The 16,860-nt window shown below is 69.4% G+C and carries 10 protein-coding genes; 3 read left to right on the top strand and 7 right to left on the bottom strand.

Going from position 1 to position 16,860, the window contains the following annotated elements; genetic code table 11:
* Positions 1-186 precede the first annotated feature (186 nt).
* Entirely contained in the window at positions 187-6,096 is a 5,910-nt protein-coding gene (locus tag ASF22_RS05590; RefSeq protein ID WP_056262311.1) for a DUF3320 domain-containing protein, read from the top strand.
* Between the two features lie 19 nt (positions 6,097-6,115).
* On the opposite strand, the gene ASF22_RS05585 is transcribed toward ASF22_RS05590, so the two are convergent.
* Together ASF22_RS05585 and ASF22_RS05580 are read right to left on the bottom strand one after the other, a co-directional pair.
* The gene (locus ASF22_RS05585; protein ID WP_056174951.1) at positions 6,116-7,189 is read right to left on the bottom strand and encodes a DUF808 domain-containing protein; all 1,074 of its coding nucleotides are present in this window, start codon (positions 7,187-7,189) and stop codon (positions 6,116-6,118) included.
* Positions 7,190-7,331: 142 nt separating this feature from the next.
* Positions 7,332-8,678 (bottom strand): L-serine ammonia-lyase, encoded by a 1,347-nt coding sequence (locus ASF22_RS05580; RefSeq protein ID WP_056174294.1) that lies wholly within the window; start codon positions 8,676-8,678, stop codon positions 7,332-7,334.
* Positions 8,679-9,051: 373 nt separating this feature from the next.
* On the opposite strand from ASF22_RS05580, the gene ASF22_RS05575 reads away from it, so the two are divergent.
* Positions 9,052-10,086: a cysteine synthase A gene (locus tag ASF22_RS05575; protein WP_056262308.1), complete on the top strand. Its 1,035-nt coding sequence runs from the start codon at positions 9,052-9,054 to the stop codon at positions 10,084-10,086.
* A 127-nt stretch (positions 10,087-10,213) separates the two neighbouring features.
* Complete coding sequence (locus ASF22_RS05570) at positions 10,214-10,738, top strand: hypothetical protein (protein ID WP_056262305.1); 525 nt, start codon at positions 10,214-10,216, stop codon at positions 10,736-10,738.
* Positions 10,739-11,234: 496 nt separating this feature from the next.
* Here the strand turns inward: ASF22_RS05570 and ASF22_RS22825 are convergent, their stop codons facing one another.
* The 5 genes from ASF22_RS22825 to ASF22_RS05545 all read right to left on the bottom strand — a co-directional run bounded on the left by ASF22_RS22825 (position 11,235) and on the right by ASF22_RS05545 (position 16,855).
* Positions 11,235-11,969 carry a Crp/Fnr family transcriptional regulator gene (locus ASF22_RS22825; RefSeq protein ID WP_082483542.1) on the bottom strand — a complete coding sequence of 245 codons (735 nt, stop codon included), beginning with the start codon at positions 11,967-11,969 and terminating at the stop codon, positions 11,235-11,237.
* A 640-nt stretch (positions 11,970-12,609) separates the two neighbouring features.
* Positions 12,610-12,870 (bottom strand): hypothetical protein, encoded by a 261-nt coding sequence (locus ASF22_RS05560; RefSeq protein ID WP_056262301.1) that lies wholly within the window; start codon positions 12,868-12,870, stop codon positions 12,610-12,612.
* A 384-nt stretch (positions 12,871-13,254) separates the two neighbouring features.
* Positions 13,255-14,511, bottom strand: coding sequence for a Zn-dependent hydrolase (locus tag ASF22_RS05555; RefSeq protein ID WP_056262298.1), 1,257 nt, complete (start codon positions 14,509-14,511; stop codon positions 13,255-13,257).
* 93 nt (positions 14,512-14,604) lie between these two features.
* A complete protein-coding gene (locus ASF22_RS05550; RefSeq protein ID WP_056262294.1) occupies positions 14,605-15,633 on the bottom strand; it encodes an ABC transporter ATP-binding protein in 1,029 nt (342 codons plus the stop codon).
* 175 nt (positions 15,634-15,808) lie between these two features.
* Positions 15,809-16,855 (bottom strand): ABC transporter ATP-binding protein, encoded by a 1,047-nt coding sequence (locus ASF22_RS05545; protein ID WP_200927100.1) that lies wholly within the window; start codon positions 16,853-16,855, stop codon positions 15,809-15,811.
* Positions 16,856-16,860: the final 5 nt, after the last annotated feature.

Here is a 16,860-nt window from a genome sequence, read left to right as displayed (position 1 = left end):
GACTTACATATGTGAAGATCCGGTGAAAACCGTCGGCATCCGCCCCGCATCGTGCCCAATCCGCTTTTGAAACGCAGCGAAGCCGCGTGATCTTCTAAACCGCCCCTTCACCGAGAACGGTGTAAGGCACCGCTTGCACAACCTCAGGATGAGCCCCAAAAGACGTCTCCGAGGAGGGAGCGGACGGTGTCTGACGGGTTCATCGAGATCGGATGCGAGGGCGCAGAGCACGTCAGCCTCGCCGCTCATGCGAACGCGATCCCCGTGCTGCGGGAGATCGTCGTCCGCAACGGCCTTGCGGCGGATCTGAGCGAGATCGCGCTGCGGATCGAGAGTCGGCCGCCAGTTGTGCGACCCCTGATCCTGAGAATCGACCGGGTCGCGGCTGGCGCCAGCCACACTGTTTCGACATCCGACATGCGTCTCGACGCGGCCGCCCTCGCCGGCTTCACCGAGGCGAGCCACTTCGACCTCGTCGTGAGCCTGACGGAGGCCGGCGGCGCCGTGGCCGAGATCGTGCGGACCCTGCGTTTACTGCCGCCGACCCATTGGGGCGGCGCGGCCAGCGCCCCGGAGCTCCTCGCCGCCTTCGTCCGTCCCAACGACCCGGCCGTCGACGGCATCTTACGGGACGCCGCGACGAAGCTCCGGGCGGCCGGCCGCGACCCTGCGTTGAACGGTTACGCGGATGGCACGAAGGCGCGGGTCTGGGAAATGGCGGAAGCGATCTGGGCGGCGCTGGCCGACCGGCGCCTCGCCTACGTGCTGCCGCCGGCGAGTTTCGAGCAGACCGGGCAGAAGGTTCGGGGGCCATCCGACATTCTGGAGCGCCGGGTCGGCACCTGTCTCGACCTGTCGCTCCTCTACGCGGCGTGCCTTGAACAAGCCGGCCTCGGCCCCCTCGTCGTCCTGACGACGGGGCACGCCCTGGTGGGCCTGTGGCTGACGGATACGGCGCTGCCGGGCGCCGTCCTCGGCGACATGCAGACCTTGCGCAAACGGCTGGATCTCGAGGACATGATCCTCGTGGAGCTCACCCTGCTGACCCGAACGCCGCCGGCTCGGTTCGAGGCGGCCGTGAAGCATGGCGCTGGCCAGGCGGAGGAGGGCGCGCCCGCCGACCTCGATGTCGCTCTCGACATCAGGCGCTGCCGCCGACACGGCATCCGTCCCCTCGATCTCGGCGGCGCCCGGCCGATCGATCCGCCGCCCGTCGAATTCGCGTCCCTGGACAGGGGGCTGTCCGATCCGCCGCCGTTCCGGGACGAGGAGATCCGCCGGGTCGAACCTACGCCCGCCGGGCCCGTCGACCGCCTCGAACTCTGGAAGCGCCGGCTCCTCGACCTCACTCTGCGCAACAAGCTCCTGAACTTCAGACCCGGCAAGGCTTCCGTCACCCTCGCATGCCCGGATGCGGACACACTGGAAGATCGCCTCGCCGCCGGGCACGCCCTTCGGTTCATGCCCGCGCCCGAGGCCCCCGAGGGTCAAAGCACGAATGCGGCGCCGAGGTTTCGGTCGGACGACGCCCGGCGCCAAGAGGTTGCCACGGCCCTCGCCGGCGACGATGTCCACACGACGTTAACGGCGGACGAACTCGTTCGGCGTCTCCTCGATCTCTATCGCCTTGCCCGCAACGGCTTCGAGGAAGGCGGGGCCAATATTCTGTTCCTCGCCGCGGGCTTCCTGTCCTGGACGCGCAAACCCGGCGAGGCGGCTCACCGCGCGCCCCTGCTTCTCATCCCCGTCGCCCTCCAGCGGTCGAGCGCGCGGGCAGGGTTCCGCCTCACACGGCATGACGACGAGATTCGCATCAATCCAACGCTGATCGAATTGCTGCGCCAGGATTTCCGTCTGTCGCTGCCCGAACTTGAGGACGACCTGCCGCGCGACGGCGCCGGCATCGATGTCGCCGCGATCATCCGAACCGTGCGCGGCCACGTCCGTGACCTCAAGGGCTGGGAGGTCGTGCCGGACGTCGTCCTGTCGACCTTCTCTTTCACCAAATTCCTGATGTGGAAGGATCTCGTCGACCGAGCCGACCTCCTCAAACGCAACCCGGTCGTGCGCCACCTCCTCGAGACACCGAAGCACGCCTATGGCGACGGTACACCGTTCCCAGAGCCGGGTCGCCTCGACGCCGAGCACCCGCCCGAGACGGTGTTCGCGCCGCTCTCGGCGGATTCCTCGCAGCTGTCCGCCGTGATCGCGGCGGGCCAGGGCAAGGATTTCGTGCTGTTCGGCCCGCCCGGCACCGGCAAAAGCCAGACCATCGGCAACATGATCGCCCATTGTCTGGCACAGGGGCGCACGGTGTTGTTCGTCTCGCAGAAGACCGCCGCCCTGGAGGTGGTGCGCCGCCGCCTGCAGGAGATCGGGCTCGGCGATCACTGCCTCGAAGTCCATTCGACCAAGGCGCAGAAATCCAGCGTGCTCGCGCAGTTGCGAAAGGCCTGGCACGAGCGCGCGGCGCCGTCCCAAGCCGAGTGGGGCGCCGCCACGGGCGAACTCGGCATCCTGCGTACCGAACTCAATCGCCTCGTCACTGCGCTGCATCGTCGGCGCGAGAACGGAATGAGCGCCTACGAGGCCTTCGGCCGGGTCGTCTCCATGGGAACCACCGCCCCGCCCGTCACCCTGGCGTGGCCCGAGCACCGTGCTCACGACGCCACCACCCTCGCGCAGCTTCGGACCGCCTGCCGCGACCTGCGGCCCGTCTTGGCGGCCCTCGGTTCGCCCGTCGGCCATCCCCTGCTGGGCCTCGCGGCGAAGGACTGGTCGCCGGCCTGGCGGGATGCCACCGCGGCGGCGATCACAGCGCATACGGACGCCCTGATCGCCCTACGGGCCAGTGGCCAAACCTTCGCGCGAGACCTCGGCCTGTCGGAGCTGCTGTCTACGGTAGCCGGAACGCGGGGTCTCGTCGTCCTCGGCGCTTATCTCGTTCGCCCGGAGGCGGCGTGCGGCGTCGCCTTCCTGGCCGATGCCACGGGCGACCTGCGCCGGGCCGTCGCCGCGCGCGCACGGTTCCAAGCCGCACGGGACGCGGGGCTGGCGCGGCTCACGGCCCACTACCGCACGGGCCTCCTCGACGCAGACCTGCCGGCGCTCCTCGACGATTGGGTAGCGGCAGAGGGCGCCAACTTCCTCATGCGCGGCGGCCGGCTCAGGCGCGTCGAGGCGCGGGTGAAGCCGTACGTGGATGGTCCGATGCCGACCGATCTCGGCGCCGACCTCGCCGGGCTCATCGCCGTCGCCCGCCATCTCCGGGCCGGGTGCCCGGAGGACGCTCCGCTCGCCAGCCTCGAGCCTCCCTGGAACCGGCCCGAGACCAACGCGGACGCGTTTCAGGCGCCCCTCGATTGGGCGGAGAAGATCGAGAAGCTCGTGGCGGTTCTCGGTCCGCAGACTCTCGGACCACAGACCGCCGGGCCCGATGCCCTGCGCGACCACCTTGTGCGGTTCGTTCGGGGCGAGGGGCGGGGGCTTGCCGAGGGGGGCGGCATCGCCCGGGCCTACCGGGCGTTCGGCCGCGACCGGGCTGCCGTCACGCGGACCGGAGCCGCACTGGCACGCCTCGCCGGCCGCAACGACCCCCAGGAGCCCATCGAGCCGGGGCCGGACTGGATCGACGCCACCCTGAGGCGGATCTCGAATTGGGCCGGTGGGCTCGGCCGAGCGCAGGCGTGGTGCGCGTGGCAGGCCGCCTCCGCGACCGCCCGTGCCGCCGGCCTCGCCCCGCTCGTCGATGGACTGGAAACCGGCCGGCTCACGCCCGACGCGGCCGAGCCGGCGTTCGAGGCCGCCTACGCGCGCTGGTGGATCGACCGGGTGGTCTCCGATGATCCCGTCCTCGCCCGTTTCCTACCCGAGCGCCACGAGGATGCCATCGCACGCTTCCGCGCCGCCGACATCCGGGTGGCCGATCTCGCCAAGCGCGTGGTCCGCGCCCGGCTCGCCGACGGCGTCCCGGCCCCCACCGCCTTCGGCGCGGATCCCGAATGGGGCACCCTCTCGCGCGAGCTGACGAAGAAGGCGCAGCACATGCCCCTGCGCAAGCTGTTCGCGAAGATGCCCACGGCGCTGACCCGGCTGACTCCCTGCGTGATGATGAGCCCGCTCTCCATCGCCCAGTACTGGCCGCCGGATTCGACGCCGTTCGACGTGGTGATCTTCGACGAGGCCTCGCAGATCGCACCCTGGGACGCCATCGGGGCCATCGCGCGCGGCCGGCAGGCGGTGATCGTCGGCGATCCCGAGCAATTGCCGCCGACCAACGTCGGCGACCGGGGCGTCGACACCATGGAGGACGGGTCCGACGTCGCCGACCAGGAATCGATCCTCGACGAGTGCCTCGCCGCCAACATCCCGCGGCGTAACCTCGACTGGCACTACCGCAGCCGTCACGAGAGCCTCATCGCGTTCTCCAACGCCCGCTATTACGGCGGGCGGCTCGTCACCTTCCCATCGCCCGTCACCGACGATCGTGCGGTTCGCCTCACCCTGGTGCCGGATGGCCTCTACGAGCGCGGCGGAGCTCGCGTGAACCGGCCCGAGGCGCGGGCCGTCGTCGCCGAGATCGTCCGGCGCTTGCGCGAGCCATCCTTCGCCGTCGAGCGCCGGTCGCTCGGCATCGTCACCTTCAACGGCGAGCAGCAGCGCCTCATCGAGAACCTGCTGGACGAGCAGCGCCGGGCGCACCCCGACCTCGAACCGTACTTCGACCGCGACCACTGGCACGAGCCGGTCTTCGTGAAGAACCTCGAGAATGTGCAGGGCGACGAGCGCGACGCGATCCTGTTCTCCTTGGCCGTGGGACCCGATGCGACCGGCCGGGTCGGCAGTACCGTTTCCTCCCTCAACCGGGAGGGCGGGCACCGGCGCCTCAACGTCGCGATCACCCGGGCGCGCCGCGAACTCGTGGTCTTCGCATCCCTTCGTCCCGAGCAGATCGATCTCGGCCGCAGCGGTGCGCGCGGGGTGCGCGACTTCAAGCATTTCCTCGAGTTCGCCGAGCGGGGCCCAAGGGCGCTCGCCGAGGCGTTCGCCCCGACCGGCGGAGACGTGGAATCGCCCTTCGAGGCCGCCGTGATGGCGGCGCTGGCGGCCAGGGGCTGGACCGTCCACACCCAGATCGGAGTCTCGGGCTTCCGGATCGACCTCGGCGTCGTCCACCCCGACGCGCCGGGCCGCTATCTCGCCGGCATCGAGTGCGACGGCGCCACCTATCACCGCTCGGCCACGGCCCGCGACCGAGACCGTCTGCGCGAACAGGTGCTCGTCGACCTCGGCTGGCGCATCCGCCGGGTCTGGAGCACGGATTGGTGGATGGATGCGGGCGGCGCCCTCGAAAAGCTCCACGCACGCCTGACGGACGATCTCAGTGCCGACTGCCGGCAGGCCGCCGAGGTTTCGGCGGCCGCCGAACCGCCCGTGCCCACGGTTTCCGAACCCTCGAGTCCTTCGCCGGCCGAGGCGCCGACCGGTGGCTCCGCCGATGCCTCGCTGCCCGAATCCGACGATGCCCCACCAGCGCGGCTCTATGCCGACCGCGCGACTTCGCCCGACCCGGCGCCATCGACCCAAGTGAGCTATCGCCTCGCCGATCCGGCCGCTATCGGCGTGCCCATCGAACCGGCCCGATTCCACGAACTCGCCTACCGGCCGGTCCTGGCAGCGGCGATCGCGCACGTCCTCGCCGTCGAAGCACCGATCTACGAGGATGTCCTCGTGCGCCGCGTCAGTCGCGCCCATGGGATCGCCCGCGTCAGCCCGCCCGTCCGCGACGCGATCCTCGATGGCATCGACCGAGCCATCGCCCGCACGGACGACGAGGGCCGCGCCCTGCTGTGGCCGCCGGGCGAGGCGCCAAGCGGGAGCCGGCCCCATCGTCCGGCCGATCCGGCCGTGCGCGGCCATTCCGAGACGCCGATGCCCGAACTCGTTGCCCTCGCCGAAGCCCTGCCCGTAGGGACCTCGGACACCGACCGTGTCCGCCTCATGGCCCGCGCCCTCGGCCTCTCCCGGGTCGAGGCCACGACGCGCGCCCGCTTCGAGCGGGCCATCGCGTTCATCGAACGCCCTACGCCCGACTGAGGCCGGTCGGAGCCTCGCCTCAATGCCCAGCCGACGCCGGCTCCGTCTTGCCCGACCCGAACAGAGCGCGGACCCACCGGACGAGGGGTGCCAGGACGAACTGCGCCACGGGAATCGTCAGGCCCCCGGCAACGAGACCGATCAGGCCCGACAGGGTTGCGGTGGTGAGCCATTCTGCGGCGGCGGCAACGCTCGGAACCGCTGTGGCCATCCACTTCGCCGCATCGTGGACGAGGTGGGCGGGGGCGGTGACGCCGAAATGCTCCAAGCCGTGTAGCAGGATGCCGCCGCCGACCCACAGCATCGCGGCGGTACCGAGGATGGCAAGGCCGCTGAGGAAGTACGGCATCCCGACCACGAGGGCGCGTCCGAACCCGCGTGTCACCGGTCGCAGGGCGCGGTCCGGGCCGGAGGCGGCCCCCGGTCCCGCGTCGCGCAGGCCCAGCAGCGTCGAGGCCGGGCGGTCGTTGGCGGCCAGCGCCACGCCCGCATCGTCCGCCTTCACGATGAGGGCGACGGCGCCGTAGACGAGGAGGGTCACGCCGATGCCCACCACGGCGAGGATCGCCGCCTGGGTCACCGTCGATTCCGTGGTGAGGGAGGCCAGCGTGAGGGCCATCACCTCGGCCGAGAGGATGAAGTCGGTCTGGATCGCGCCGCGCACGCGCTGGTCTTCCTGCGCCTGAGCATCCTGCGGGCCGGTGGCGACCGCCGCCGCGGGGGCATGATCGGAGGCCGGCACGAAGGCATGGAGGATCTTCTCGGCGCCCTCGTAGCAGAGGTAGAGTCCACCCAGCATGAGCAGGGGCGTGATCACCCACGGCACGAGGTAGCTGAGCAGCAGGGCGCCCGGCAGCAGGAACAGGAGCTTGTTCTTGAGTGACCCCACGGCGATGCGCCAGACGATGGGCAATTCCCGCGCGGCAGCGAAGCCCACGACGTAGCGCGGCGTCACGGCGGCGTCGTCGATGACGATGCCGAGTGCCTTGGTGCCGGCCTTGCCGGCCTGGGCGACCACGTCGTCGAGGGAGGCCGCCGCCACCCGGGCCAGGGCCGCAACGTCGTCGAGTAATGCCAGAAGTCCGAAGCTCACGGTCGTCCATCCCCGGTCCGGCGCCATCCGCGTCGCGCCCCGGACAGAGGCATGACACGGATCGTCGCATCCGCAAGCCGAAGCGTGCCGATCGCAACCGACAAAGCACTGTATCCTTCCGCAACCGGCGGGTGGCCCGACCTCAACAGGCCGCGACGTTCACCGCGAGGCCCCCCAGGGACGTCTCCTTGTACTTGTCCTGCATGTCGGCACCGGTCTGGCGCATGGTCTCGATGACCTCGTCGAGGGAGACGCGGTGGATACCGTCGCCCCGTAGGGCCAAGGAGGCGGCCACCACGGCCTTGTTGGCCCCGAAGGCGTTGCGCTCGATGCAGGGGATCTGGACCAGACCGCCGATGGGATCGCAGGTCATGCCGAGATGGTGTTCCATGGCGATCTCGGCGGCGTTCTCGACCTGCTCCGGCGACCCGCCGAGGAAAGCCGCGAACCCGGCGGCCGCCATGGCGGCGGCGGAGCCGACCTCGCCTTGGCACCCGACCTCCGCGCCGGAGATCGACGCACGGGTCTTGATCAGCCCGCCGACAGCCGCGGCCGTCAGCAGATAGTCGCGCCCCCGTGCCTCCGACCAGTCGGGGCAGAAATCGCGGGCGTAGCGAAGGACCGCCGGCACGATGCCGGCCGCCCCGTTGGTGGGTGCCGTGACCACGCGGCCGCCCGAGGCGTTCTCCTCGTTCACCGCGAGGGCGAACAGGCTGATCCAGTCGACGATCTCATGGGCCGGTCGCAGGTTGCGCAGGCGCCCGGCCGTCAGGTCCTCGTGCAGGCGTCGCGCCCGGCGCCGGACCTTGAGGCCGCCGGGCAGTTCACCGCCCTGGCGCAGGCCGCGCTCGATGCAGGCGAACATGGCCTCCGCGATGGCATCCAGGCCCTGATCCACGGCTTCGGGCGAGCGGGTCGCGCCCTCGTTGGCCCGCTGCACGGCGGCGATGGAAAGGCCGGTGCGGGAACAGACCGCCAGGAGTTCCGCCGCACTGGCGTAGGGCAGGGGAAAGGCCGCCTCCGGTCCCGGCTCGGGCCCGGCTTCGGACACCACGAAGCCGCCGCCCACGGAATAGAACACCTGGGCGAGGCGGGAATCGTCCGCCGCATCGAGGGCCGTGAACCGCATCCCGTTGGTGTGGAGCGGAAGCACTTCGGTGAAATTGAACACGAGGTCGTGGGCGGGATCGAAGGCCGGGCCGCCGAGCCACAGGCGCTTGTCCCGGGCCAGATCCGCCACGAGACCCGCAACGGCGTCGGGATCGATCCGGTCCGGCGCATGCCCGAGGAGGCCGAGGGCCACGGCCACGTCGGTGCCATGGCCGCGCCCGGTCCAGGCCAGGGACCCGAACAGTTCGGCCCGGATGCGCGCGACGTTCGTCATGCCCCGGACGCGCTCGCGGAACCGCAGGGCCGCCACCATGGGGCCGACCGTGTGCGAGCTCGACGGGCCGATGCCGATCTTGAAAAGGTCGAAGGCACTGATCATCGGCGTGGGAATCCGGGTGGGTGACGGGGGCCGATGCGCGCGTCCTACGCCGTTTCGCGGACCCTCACAAAGCGAGACGGCGAGGCGGGGAGCAGGAAACGGGCCGCTCGTACGCCCCGCGCGGATCGTGGGCACGGAACGTATCTTCCCCGGGCGGCCGGGATGGGAGAACGGCCGCCTCCCGCCGCGGCGCCGAAACGGTCATTCCTCCAAAGATGAAATGCCGCCCGGGAAAGACCGCCCCGGCGCTTGAGATCGGGGCGGGAATCCTCGATTTCTTCCCATGCGCGCGTCGCGCCGGCCGGCTGTCGTGGGCGAGGGCGGATGGCGGCGAGTCGACGCGCGACGGATCTCCTACGGAACGGCACGCCCCATGACGCGGCATCAAGACATCCTCTCGGCCATCGGCGGCACGCCGCTGATCCGGCTGGCGCGCGCTTCCGAGGAGACCGGGTGCACGATCCTCGGCAAGGCCGAGTTCCTGAATCCCGGCCTGTCGGTGAAGGACCGCGCCGCCCTCTCCATCGTGCGGGACGCGGAGGCGCGCTGGCTCGTCCGCCCCGGCGGCACCATCGTGGAGGGCACCGCCGGCAACACCGGCATCGGGCTCGCCCTCGTCGCATCCGTGCGCGGCTACCGCACGGTGATCGTGATTCCCGAGACGCAATCGGCCGAGAAGAAGGAAACCCTGCGGCTCGCGGGCGCCCGTCTCGTCGAGGTGCCGGCGGTGCCGTTCTCGAACCCGAACAACTACGTCCACGCCGCGCGCCGCCTCGCCGAGGCGCTCAGTGCCACCGAGCCGGCAGGCGCGTTCTTCGCCGACCAGTTCGACAACGTCGCCAACCGGCAGGCTCATGTCGAGACCACCGGCCCGGAAATCTTCGCCGGCACGGACGGCGCCGTCAACGGATTCGTCTGCGCGGCCGGCACCGGCGGGACCCTGGCCGGCACGGCGCAGGCCCTGCGCGCCCTGAAGCCCAGCATCCGCATCGCGCTCGCGGACCCGGAGGGCTCGGCGCTGCACGCCTACTACACCGACGGCACCCTGAAGGCCGAGGGCTCCTCCATCACAGAGGGCATCGGCCAGGGCCGGGTGACCCGCAACCTCGAAAATTTTCGGCCGGACCATTCATTCCGCATCCCCGACCGCGAGGCCCTCGACCACGTCTTCGGCCTCATGCGCGAGGAGGGCCTCAGTCTCGGGGGCTCATCGGGGATCAACGTCGCGGGAGCGATCCGGCTGGCGCGGGAACTCGGTCCGGGCCACACCATCGTGACGATCCTGTGCGACGGTGCCGCCCGGTACGCCTCGAAGCTGTTCAACCCAGGCTTCCTCAGAGAGCGCGGCCTGCCGATCCCGGGCTGGCTCGAAGGGACGCCCGAAGCGCTCCCGGATTGGCGGGCGTAGGAATTCTTCGAGCGCGTCGTCCCTTCAAGAGCGCCGAACAGAACCGTCTGCTCTAAGCCGGAGCTGAGGGGAGCTACCGAAGGCGAGCCGTGATGCCGGACCGTCGGTAGAAAGAAAGAGGTGTAGCATGGTGGATCGCAGATCGTGGCTCCGGGCCGGCGCGTTGTCGATCGTTGCGCTATGGACCTGCTTGCCGGCCTTCCCGGCGACGGCACAGGGGATCAGCCTGCCCGACGGCGCCGAGGCCGCGGCAAGGCTTCCTCCGGGCGACGTGATGGCGAAGGCGCAGGCCCTTCTCGAGGTGGGTCGCGGAGACGAGGCGGCATTCTGGTTCTATGCTGGACAGTTGCGCTATCGTAGCTATCTGGCAGCGCATCGCGATCTTGATCCGACGGGGCACCCGGCTCTTTTCGCCGCGCTTATCGAGACGATTGGGCGGCCGGTGAACGAGTACGCCTTCGGCGACGTCACGAAGCTGGCAAGTACGATCTCGATGGTTCTGGAATGGGATCGGCGCTACCTCGATCCGTCGCTGGCTGGCGCTGGGCACGAAAAGACGCGAAACGGTCTCGAAGGCCTTCGAGAGCAGATCATGGCCCAGGCCGATAGCATCCGCCGCGAGCGGCAGCAGCGGGGATTGCCAAACCGGTAGGAGCCGCCGACGGGGCCACAGCGATGCCGTTCTGTCAGGCATTCTAAGCTTGGCGGACATCACCGGGCCAGCGCGATCAATCCGATCGTGACGCGCCGACCTCGGACGCCCGACCTCGAAACGTCCGCCGACAGGTTTGCATTCACGCCGTCACAACCTCGCCCGAGGCGGCCACACGAATACGGAGGATGGAACACACCTGCGAACCGGCGCATCCCTTGCCCCGGAGCGCCGAGTGTTGACCACGACACCACCATTCCCAACCGGTGACGGCGAAAAAGGTGGACGCATGCGCGGCCACGACTGGTCGGGCTCACCGCTCCGACCTCCCGAGACTTGGCCCGTGCCCTCGGTGTGGTCGCCGGCCTGATGTTGGGATCGGCCTTTCCCATGTTCGCCGCGTGGGAAGCGGCTGTCGAGTTCTTCGCCGAAAGCGGAACCCACGGGTTCGAATTGTTGCACAAGTCGTGTTGTGTCGAGGCTCCGGCGCGAACCCTCAAGCGGCGCGCGCCTCCGACACGCCCGGCATGACGTCGGCGTACACGGATTCGGGTAGCCCGTACGCACCCGCTGCCGTGCCGAGCAGTAGGGCGCGATCGCGGATCACGATCATGCCGCGATGGATCGCGACGGCTCCCCGGGCTACGAGGCCGTGCAGAGCCATCGTCACGCCGGCGCGGCGCACGCCGAGGATCAGGGACAGGAACTCGTGCGTCAGTGTGATGTCCTCGCGACCGAGGCGGTCGTGGCTCATGAGCAACCAACGGGCCAGGCGCTGTTCGATGGGAAAGCGCCCGTTGCACAGAGCCGTCTGCGCCACTTGGATCGAAAAGGCATAGGCGTAGCGCAGCAGATGCAGATGCAGGATGCGGTTCGCGGCCAAAGCCTCCTTAAAGTCTGAGGCCGGGATACGTAGAACCCGACATGGGATCTGCACGAAAGCATCGTACGGCGCCTGCTCGACCCCGTAGAGAAGCGGAAGGCCCGTCATACCCTCCGGGCCAACCAAACCCGTTTCCATTCCGATATCGCCTGGCGTTCGAGCGACAATAGAAATGATACCCGGGCCAGGAAAACACACATGCGAGATCGTCTCGAGGGACGTTTCGACGACATGATGCTGGTCCAGCGATACGGACGTGAGATGTGGAGCGAGCGCCTCGAATAGATCCGGCCGCAGATTGGCCAGAAGTCTATTCTGTAAACCGGTTTGATCGAGATGCGGGGGCATGGCGGGGCCTGTATCGAAAGGACTGTTTCATTTGCCTGTCGGGTACTGGGTTTGATCGTTTGTGCGAGATTCGGTATCCTTACTTAGATACCATTCAGAAAACTAATTCAAGTTAGAAAGTAGGAGGAATTTCATAGTAATTATTTCTTATTGAAGGGCTCGGTCCCGCAGCCTTGCAATGGAAATTGTCCACGTTTTACGCGCTTGCTCAACTTCCTACGCGAAATCTTGACGCTACTTGCCGCGCTGCGTGTGTGAGTGATCCGAACCGTACAAATGTCGTTCGGCGCTTGGACGCGGGCGTTCAGCCAGTCACGCGGAAAGATTCTATCGCGGGCGAATTCAGTCGATCGGAGCGGTCCGAGCCGCGAGGCCACCGGCGCCGCTCCGTCGCATGGAATGCGGTCCGCACCATCGAAGCCGCACAGCTTTCGTGAAACCGACGATGCGGGTGCAGGGCAGGGATGAGCACCCGCAGAGGCGACGCTCCAATCCAATGAGGCGACACCGATTCGATGGAAACCCCGCCGGCCACGTGGCCCAACTTCATCGATGCCTCCTCCACAGGCTTACTTCGCCAATGGCTGGACTTCCGGATACTGGCTTAGCCTCTCTGAAGCCCGTAAACCCCAGCGTGCGGTCAATTGCAGCCGATGCAGATGCCTTTGGTGATCTCGTTGTCTTTCTTCTGCTGATTCGTGAGCCGATCGGCATTCCGGTCGACTTCTCCGCCCGCTGCGGCGCCGGGAGGCTTGGTCTGGCCGACCGAGGTGGTGTTGGCGGCGCGCGATGTGGTCGTGACATCCCCGCCAGTCCCAGTTTCGGCCGGAGATTGTGCCACGGCGGCGCTGACGGTTCCGAAGGAGAGGATGAGGGCGCCGACGAGGAGTTTCGGTGTCACGGGCGTGGTCCTTGGCGAGGTGGAGCTGCTCCCTTCCAACGGGTACGGCGCAGGCCGGTTCACGAGCGTATGCGCGTTTTCGTGTGACACCACACACGGACCGATTGCATTTCCGGATCCAGACCGAGGAAGGCAGGCAATGCTGTCGCGGCTACGATGCCACGACCGTGGTCGGATCGCTACCGACCCCAGTGATCCGCGACAGTAATCGCTGTCAGCGCGATCGCCCCCTAACGCAATTCCGCCGGATCGGCCCGGGGGAGCGACGGCACGAACTGCCGGGGTTGGAAGCGGGCGCTTGTCAATCTGCACCTTGGAGCTTCGGCACGCGGCAGGGGGCGGCGGAGGGAAAGCGCGCCGCCGGTTCGTCGGTCCTCCGAGGCGTCAAGGCGCCGCCGGTGAGCTCGCGAGGGTCAGAACCGTCTGGAGCAGGAGGTCGGCCCCGGCGGTACAGTCGGCCTGCGTCGCCGACTCGGACTCGTTGTGACTGATGCCATCCTTGCACGGCACGAAGATCATCGCGGTGGGCACCCGGAGAGCGAGGTTGCAGGCGTCGTGCGAGGCGCCCGAGACCATGCGGCGGTGGGGCAGGCCGAGGCTCTCGGCGCCCCGCTCCACGAGGGCGACGAGGCGGGGATCGAACGGCACCGGCTCCTGGCGCCACACGGCGTCGAGGGTGATGGCGAGATTGCGACGTGCGGCGATCTCGGCGAGCGCCGCGCGCAGATCCGTGTCGATGGCGTCGAGGGTCGCGGCATGGGGATCACGCACATCGAGGGTGAAGCGGACCCGGCCGGGGATCACGTTGCGGGACGGCGCGCCGATCACCGCCTCGCCCATGGTCGCGACAGCGCTCGGGCCGTGCGCGTGGGCGATGCGCTCGACGGCCAAGGCCACTTCGGCGAGGCCGGTGAGCGCGTCGCGTCGGCGCGGCATCGGCGTGGTGCCCGCATGGCTCTCGAATCCCGTCACCGTGCCGTCGAACCAGATGATGCCCTGACCGCCCTCCACCACCCCGATGGTCTTCTGCTCCGCCTCCAGGATCGGCCCCTGTTCGATGTGAAGCTCGACGAAAGCGCCGATGGCCCGTGACCCCGTAGGTTCCGTGGCGACGATGCCGAGGCGGGCCAGGGCCTCCGCCACGCTGATCCCATCCGCATCCGCCCGGGCGAGGATGTCGGCCACCGTGAAGGTGCCCACATGGGCGGCCGACGCCATGGTGGCGGGGGCGTAGCGGGAGCCCTCCTCGTTGGTCCAGTTGACGAGCAGGATCGGCGCCTCCGTCTCGATACCCGCATCGTTGAGGGTACGGACCATCTCCAGCCCCGCCAGGGTGCCGAGGATGCCGTCGAAGCGCCCGCCCGTCGGCTGGGTGTCGAGGTGCGAGCCCGTGGCGATGGGCCGCCGGCTCATGTCCCGGCCCGGCCTGAGGGCGAACTGGGTGCCGAGTTCGTCGGTGCCGACGGTCAGCCCGGCGGCCTCGCAGGCGTTGCGGAACCAGTCGCGGACCTGCCCGTCCTCCAGCGACAGGGTGAGGCGGTTGATGCCGCCCGCCGGGGTTCCGCCGAACGCCGCCGTCTCCATGAGGGTGGACCAGAGGCGCGCGCCGTCCACGCGCAGGTTGTGCCGTGCCGTGCTCATGCGGGCTCCTTGTTCGCTGATCGATGAGGGCTCCCCCACGAAGGGAGACGCGCGCACCCGTGGCCCCCGTCCGAAGGCCAAGGACCGGCCGGTCTAGTGAGCCGCTTCGAGGACCCGTGCCCGGTCGCCCTGGAACGCGGCCTGCGCCGTGTCCGTACGCCAGCACGCCGCCCGGTGTCCCGGCGCGACGGCGACGTCCGGGGGGGCGTCGACGTGGCATCTTTCCTCCGCGAGGAAGCAGCGCGGGGCGAAGGGGCAGCCAGGCGGGCGGTTGGCGAGGTCCGGGGGCGAGCCCGGGATCGTCTTCAGACGCGAGCCCTTGGCGAGCGCCCCGTCGGCGCGGCTGCGCAGGAGGCCGATGGTGTAGGGGTGGTGGGGGTTGAGCACCACGTCGCGGGCGGAGCCCTCCTCGACGATGCGGCCGGCATACATCACGGCGATCCGGTCGGCGACCTCCACGGCGGCGCCGAGGTCGTGGGTGACGAAGAGCGTCGAGAGGCCGAGTTCGGCCTGTAGCTCGCGCAGGAGCAGCAGGATCTGGATCTGCACCGTGGCATCCAGCGCCGTGGTCGGCTCGTCGGCGAGCAGCACCTGCGGCCGGCAGGCGAGCGCGAGGGCGATCATAGCGCGTTGGCGCATGCCGCCCGACATCTCGTGCGGATAGGCGTCGAGGCGCCGTTCCGGGGACGGAATGCGGACGCGCTCGAACAATTCGAGGGCCCGCCGCCGCGCCGCCTCGGCGCCGATGGTCTCGTGCTGGCGGATCGCCTCGGTGATCTGCTTCCCCACGGTGTAGACCGGATCGAGGGCGAGGAGCGGCTCCTGGAAGATCATCGCAACTTCCCGTCCCCGCAGGGCGCGGAGCGCTTTCGGGGACAGCCTCATGACATCATGGCCGGAGACCAGGATCTCCCCTTCGATCCGCGTCTTGCGTTCGGGGTTGAGCCGCATGATGGCACGCAGGGTCACGCTCTTGCCGGAGCCCGATTCGCCGATGAGCGCCACGGCCTGGCCGCGCTCCAGGGTGAGATCGACCCCATCCACGGCCTCGACCACGCCGCCGAACACCACGCGGAGGCCCCGGATGGCGACGGCGGGCTCCCTTGCGAGTCCGCTGCTCATGGGCGGGCCCTCCGGGCTATCGTGGGGCGCAACCGGCTCCCTCTCCTGGAAGGGGAGGATTGGGATGCGGTGTGATCCATCTCCGAAGAGGTCACACACCTCACCCTGTCCCTCTCCTTGAAGGAGCGGGAACCCGCGCTCGATCCGGTCAGCCTGCGGTGATGAGGAGGCCGGCTCATGCGGCCACCGACAGGGTGGGGGCGGCGGAGTGGCCGGAGCCCGGCTGGCGGGCGAGACAGGCAACGCGGTGCTGGGGATCGACGGGGGCGAGGGACGGTGGTCGCGTCCGGCACACCTCCTCCACCAGGGTGCAGCGCGGGTGGAAGCGGCAACCCGCCGGCGGATCGATGGGGTTGGGCGGGTCGCCAGCCAGCGGTGCCACCTCGGTGCGCGCGTCCGGGTCCATGGAGGGCATCGAGGACAGGAGGGCCGCCGTGTAGGGATGGGCCGGGTCGGCCAGAACGGTGTCGGCGGGGCCGATCTCCACCACCTGACCGAGATACATCACCGCCACCCGGTCGCAGATGAAGCGCACGACGTTGAGGTCGTGGGAGATGAACAGGTAGGTGAGGGCGAATTCCTGCTTGAGATCCATGAGCAGGTTCAGCACCTGCGCCTCCACGGACTTGTCGAGGGCCGAGACCGCCTCGTCGAGGACCACGAGGCGCGGCTCCAGGGCCAGCGCGCGGGCGATGTTCACGCGCTGGCGCTGCCCTCCGGAAAGTTCGTGCGGATAGCGCGCGGCGAAGCGCGAGGGCTCCAGGCCGACGCGGGCGAGGAGCGAGCGCGCCCGCTCGATGGCCTGGCGTTTCGGCACGCCGTGCACCCGCGGCCCGAACGCCACGGAGCCCTCGATGGTCATGCGCGGGTTGAGGGAGGCGTAGCTGTCCTGGAACACCATCTGGGTCTGGGCGCGGAACTCCCGCCAGGGGAGGGCGCGCCCGCCGATGCGCTCGCCGTCGAACAGCAACTCGCCGGCATCGTGCGGCATCAGCCCCATGATGAGCCGCGCCGTCGTTGACTTGCCGCAGCCGGATTCGCCGACGATCCCGAGGGTCTCCCCTTTCAGGATGTTGAAATCGACGCCGTCGACGGCGCGGACCACAGCCTTCTTGCCGCCGATCCCCTTCTTGACGGGGAAGTGCTTCACCAGCCCGTCGATGGAGAGCAGGGGCTGGGCCGGGCCGCCCCGGTCGCGGTCGTGCGGAACGGTACCTGTCAGGACGC

The organism is Methylobacterium sp. Leaf87 (genome assembly GCF_001422775.1).
Taxonomy (GTDB): domain Bacteria; phylum Pseudomonadota; class Alphaproteobacteria; order Rhizobiales; family Beijerinckiaceae; genus Methylobacterium.
Note: the sequence above shows the minus strand (reverse complement) of the source record. Positions and strands in the feature narration are given on the sequence as shown.

What these genes read in the sequence shown, in the direction of transcription:
- ASF22_RS05580 (WP_056174294.1), bottom strand. Translation starts at nt 8,678, where the DNA reads ATGATCAGTGCCTTCGACCTTTTCAAGATCGGCATCGGCCCGTCGAGC.
- ASF22_RS05575 (WP_056262308.1), top strand. Translation starts at nt 9,052, where the DNA reads ATGACGCGGCATCAAGACATCCTCTCGGCCATCGGCGGCACGCCGCTG.
- ASF22_RS05570 (WP_056262305.1), top strand. Translation starts at nt 10,214, where the DNA reads ATGGTGGATCGCAGATCGTGGCTCCGGGCCGGCGCGTTGTCGATCGTT.
- ASF22_RS22825 (WP_082483542.1), bottom strand. Translation starts at nt 11,969, where the DNA reads ATGCCCCCGCATCTCGATCAAACCGGTTTACAGAATAGACTTCTGGCC.
- ASF22_RS05555 (WP_056262298.1), bottom strand. Translation starts at nt 14,511, where the DNA reads ATGAGCACGGCACGGCACAACCTGCGCGTGGACGGCGCGCGCCTCTGG.
- ASF22_RS05550 (WP_056262294.1), bottom strand. Translation starts at nt 15,633, where the DNA reads ATGAGCAGCGGACTCGCAAGGGAGCCCGCCGTCGCCATCCGGGGCCTC.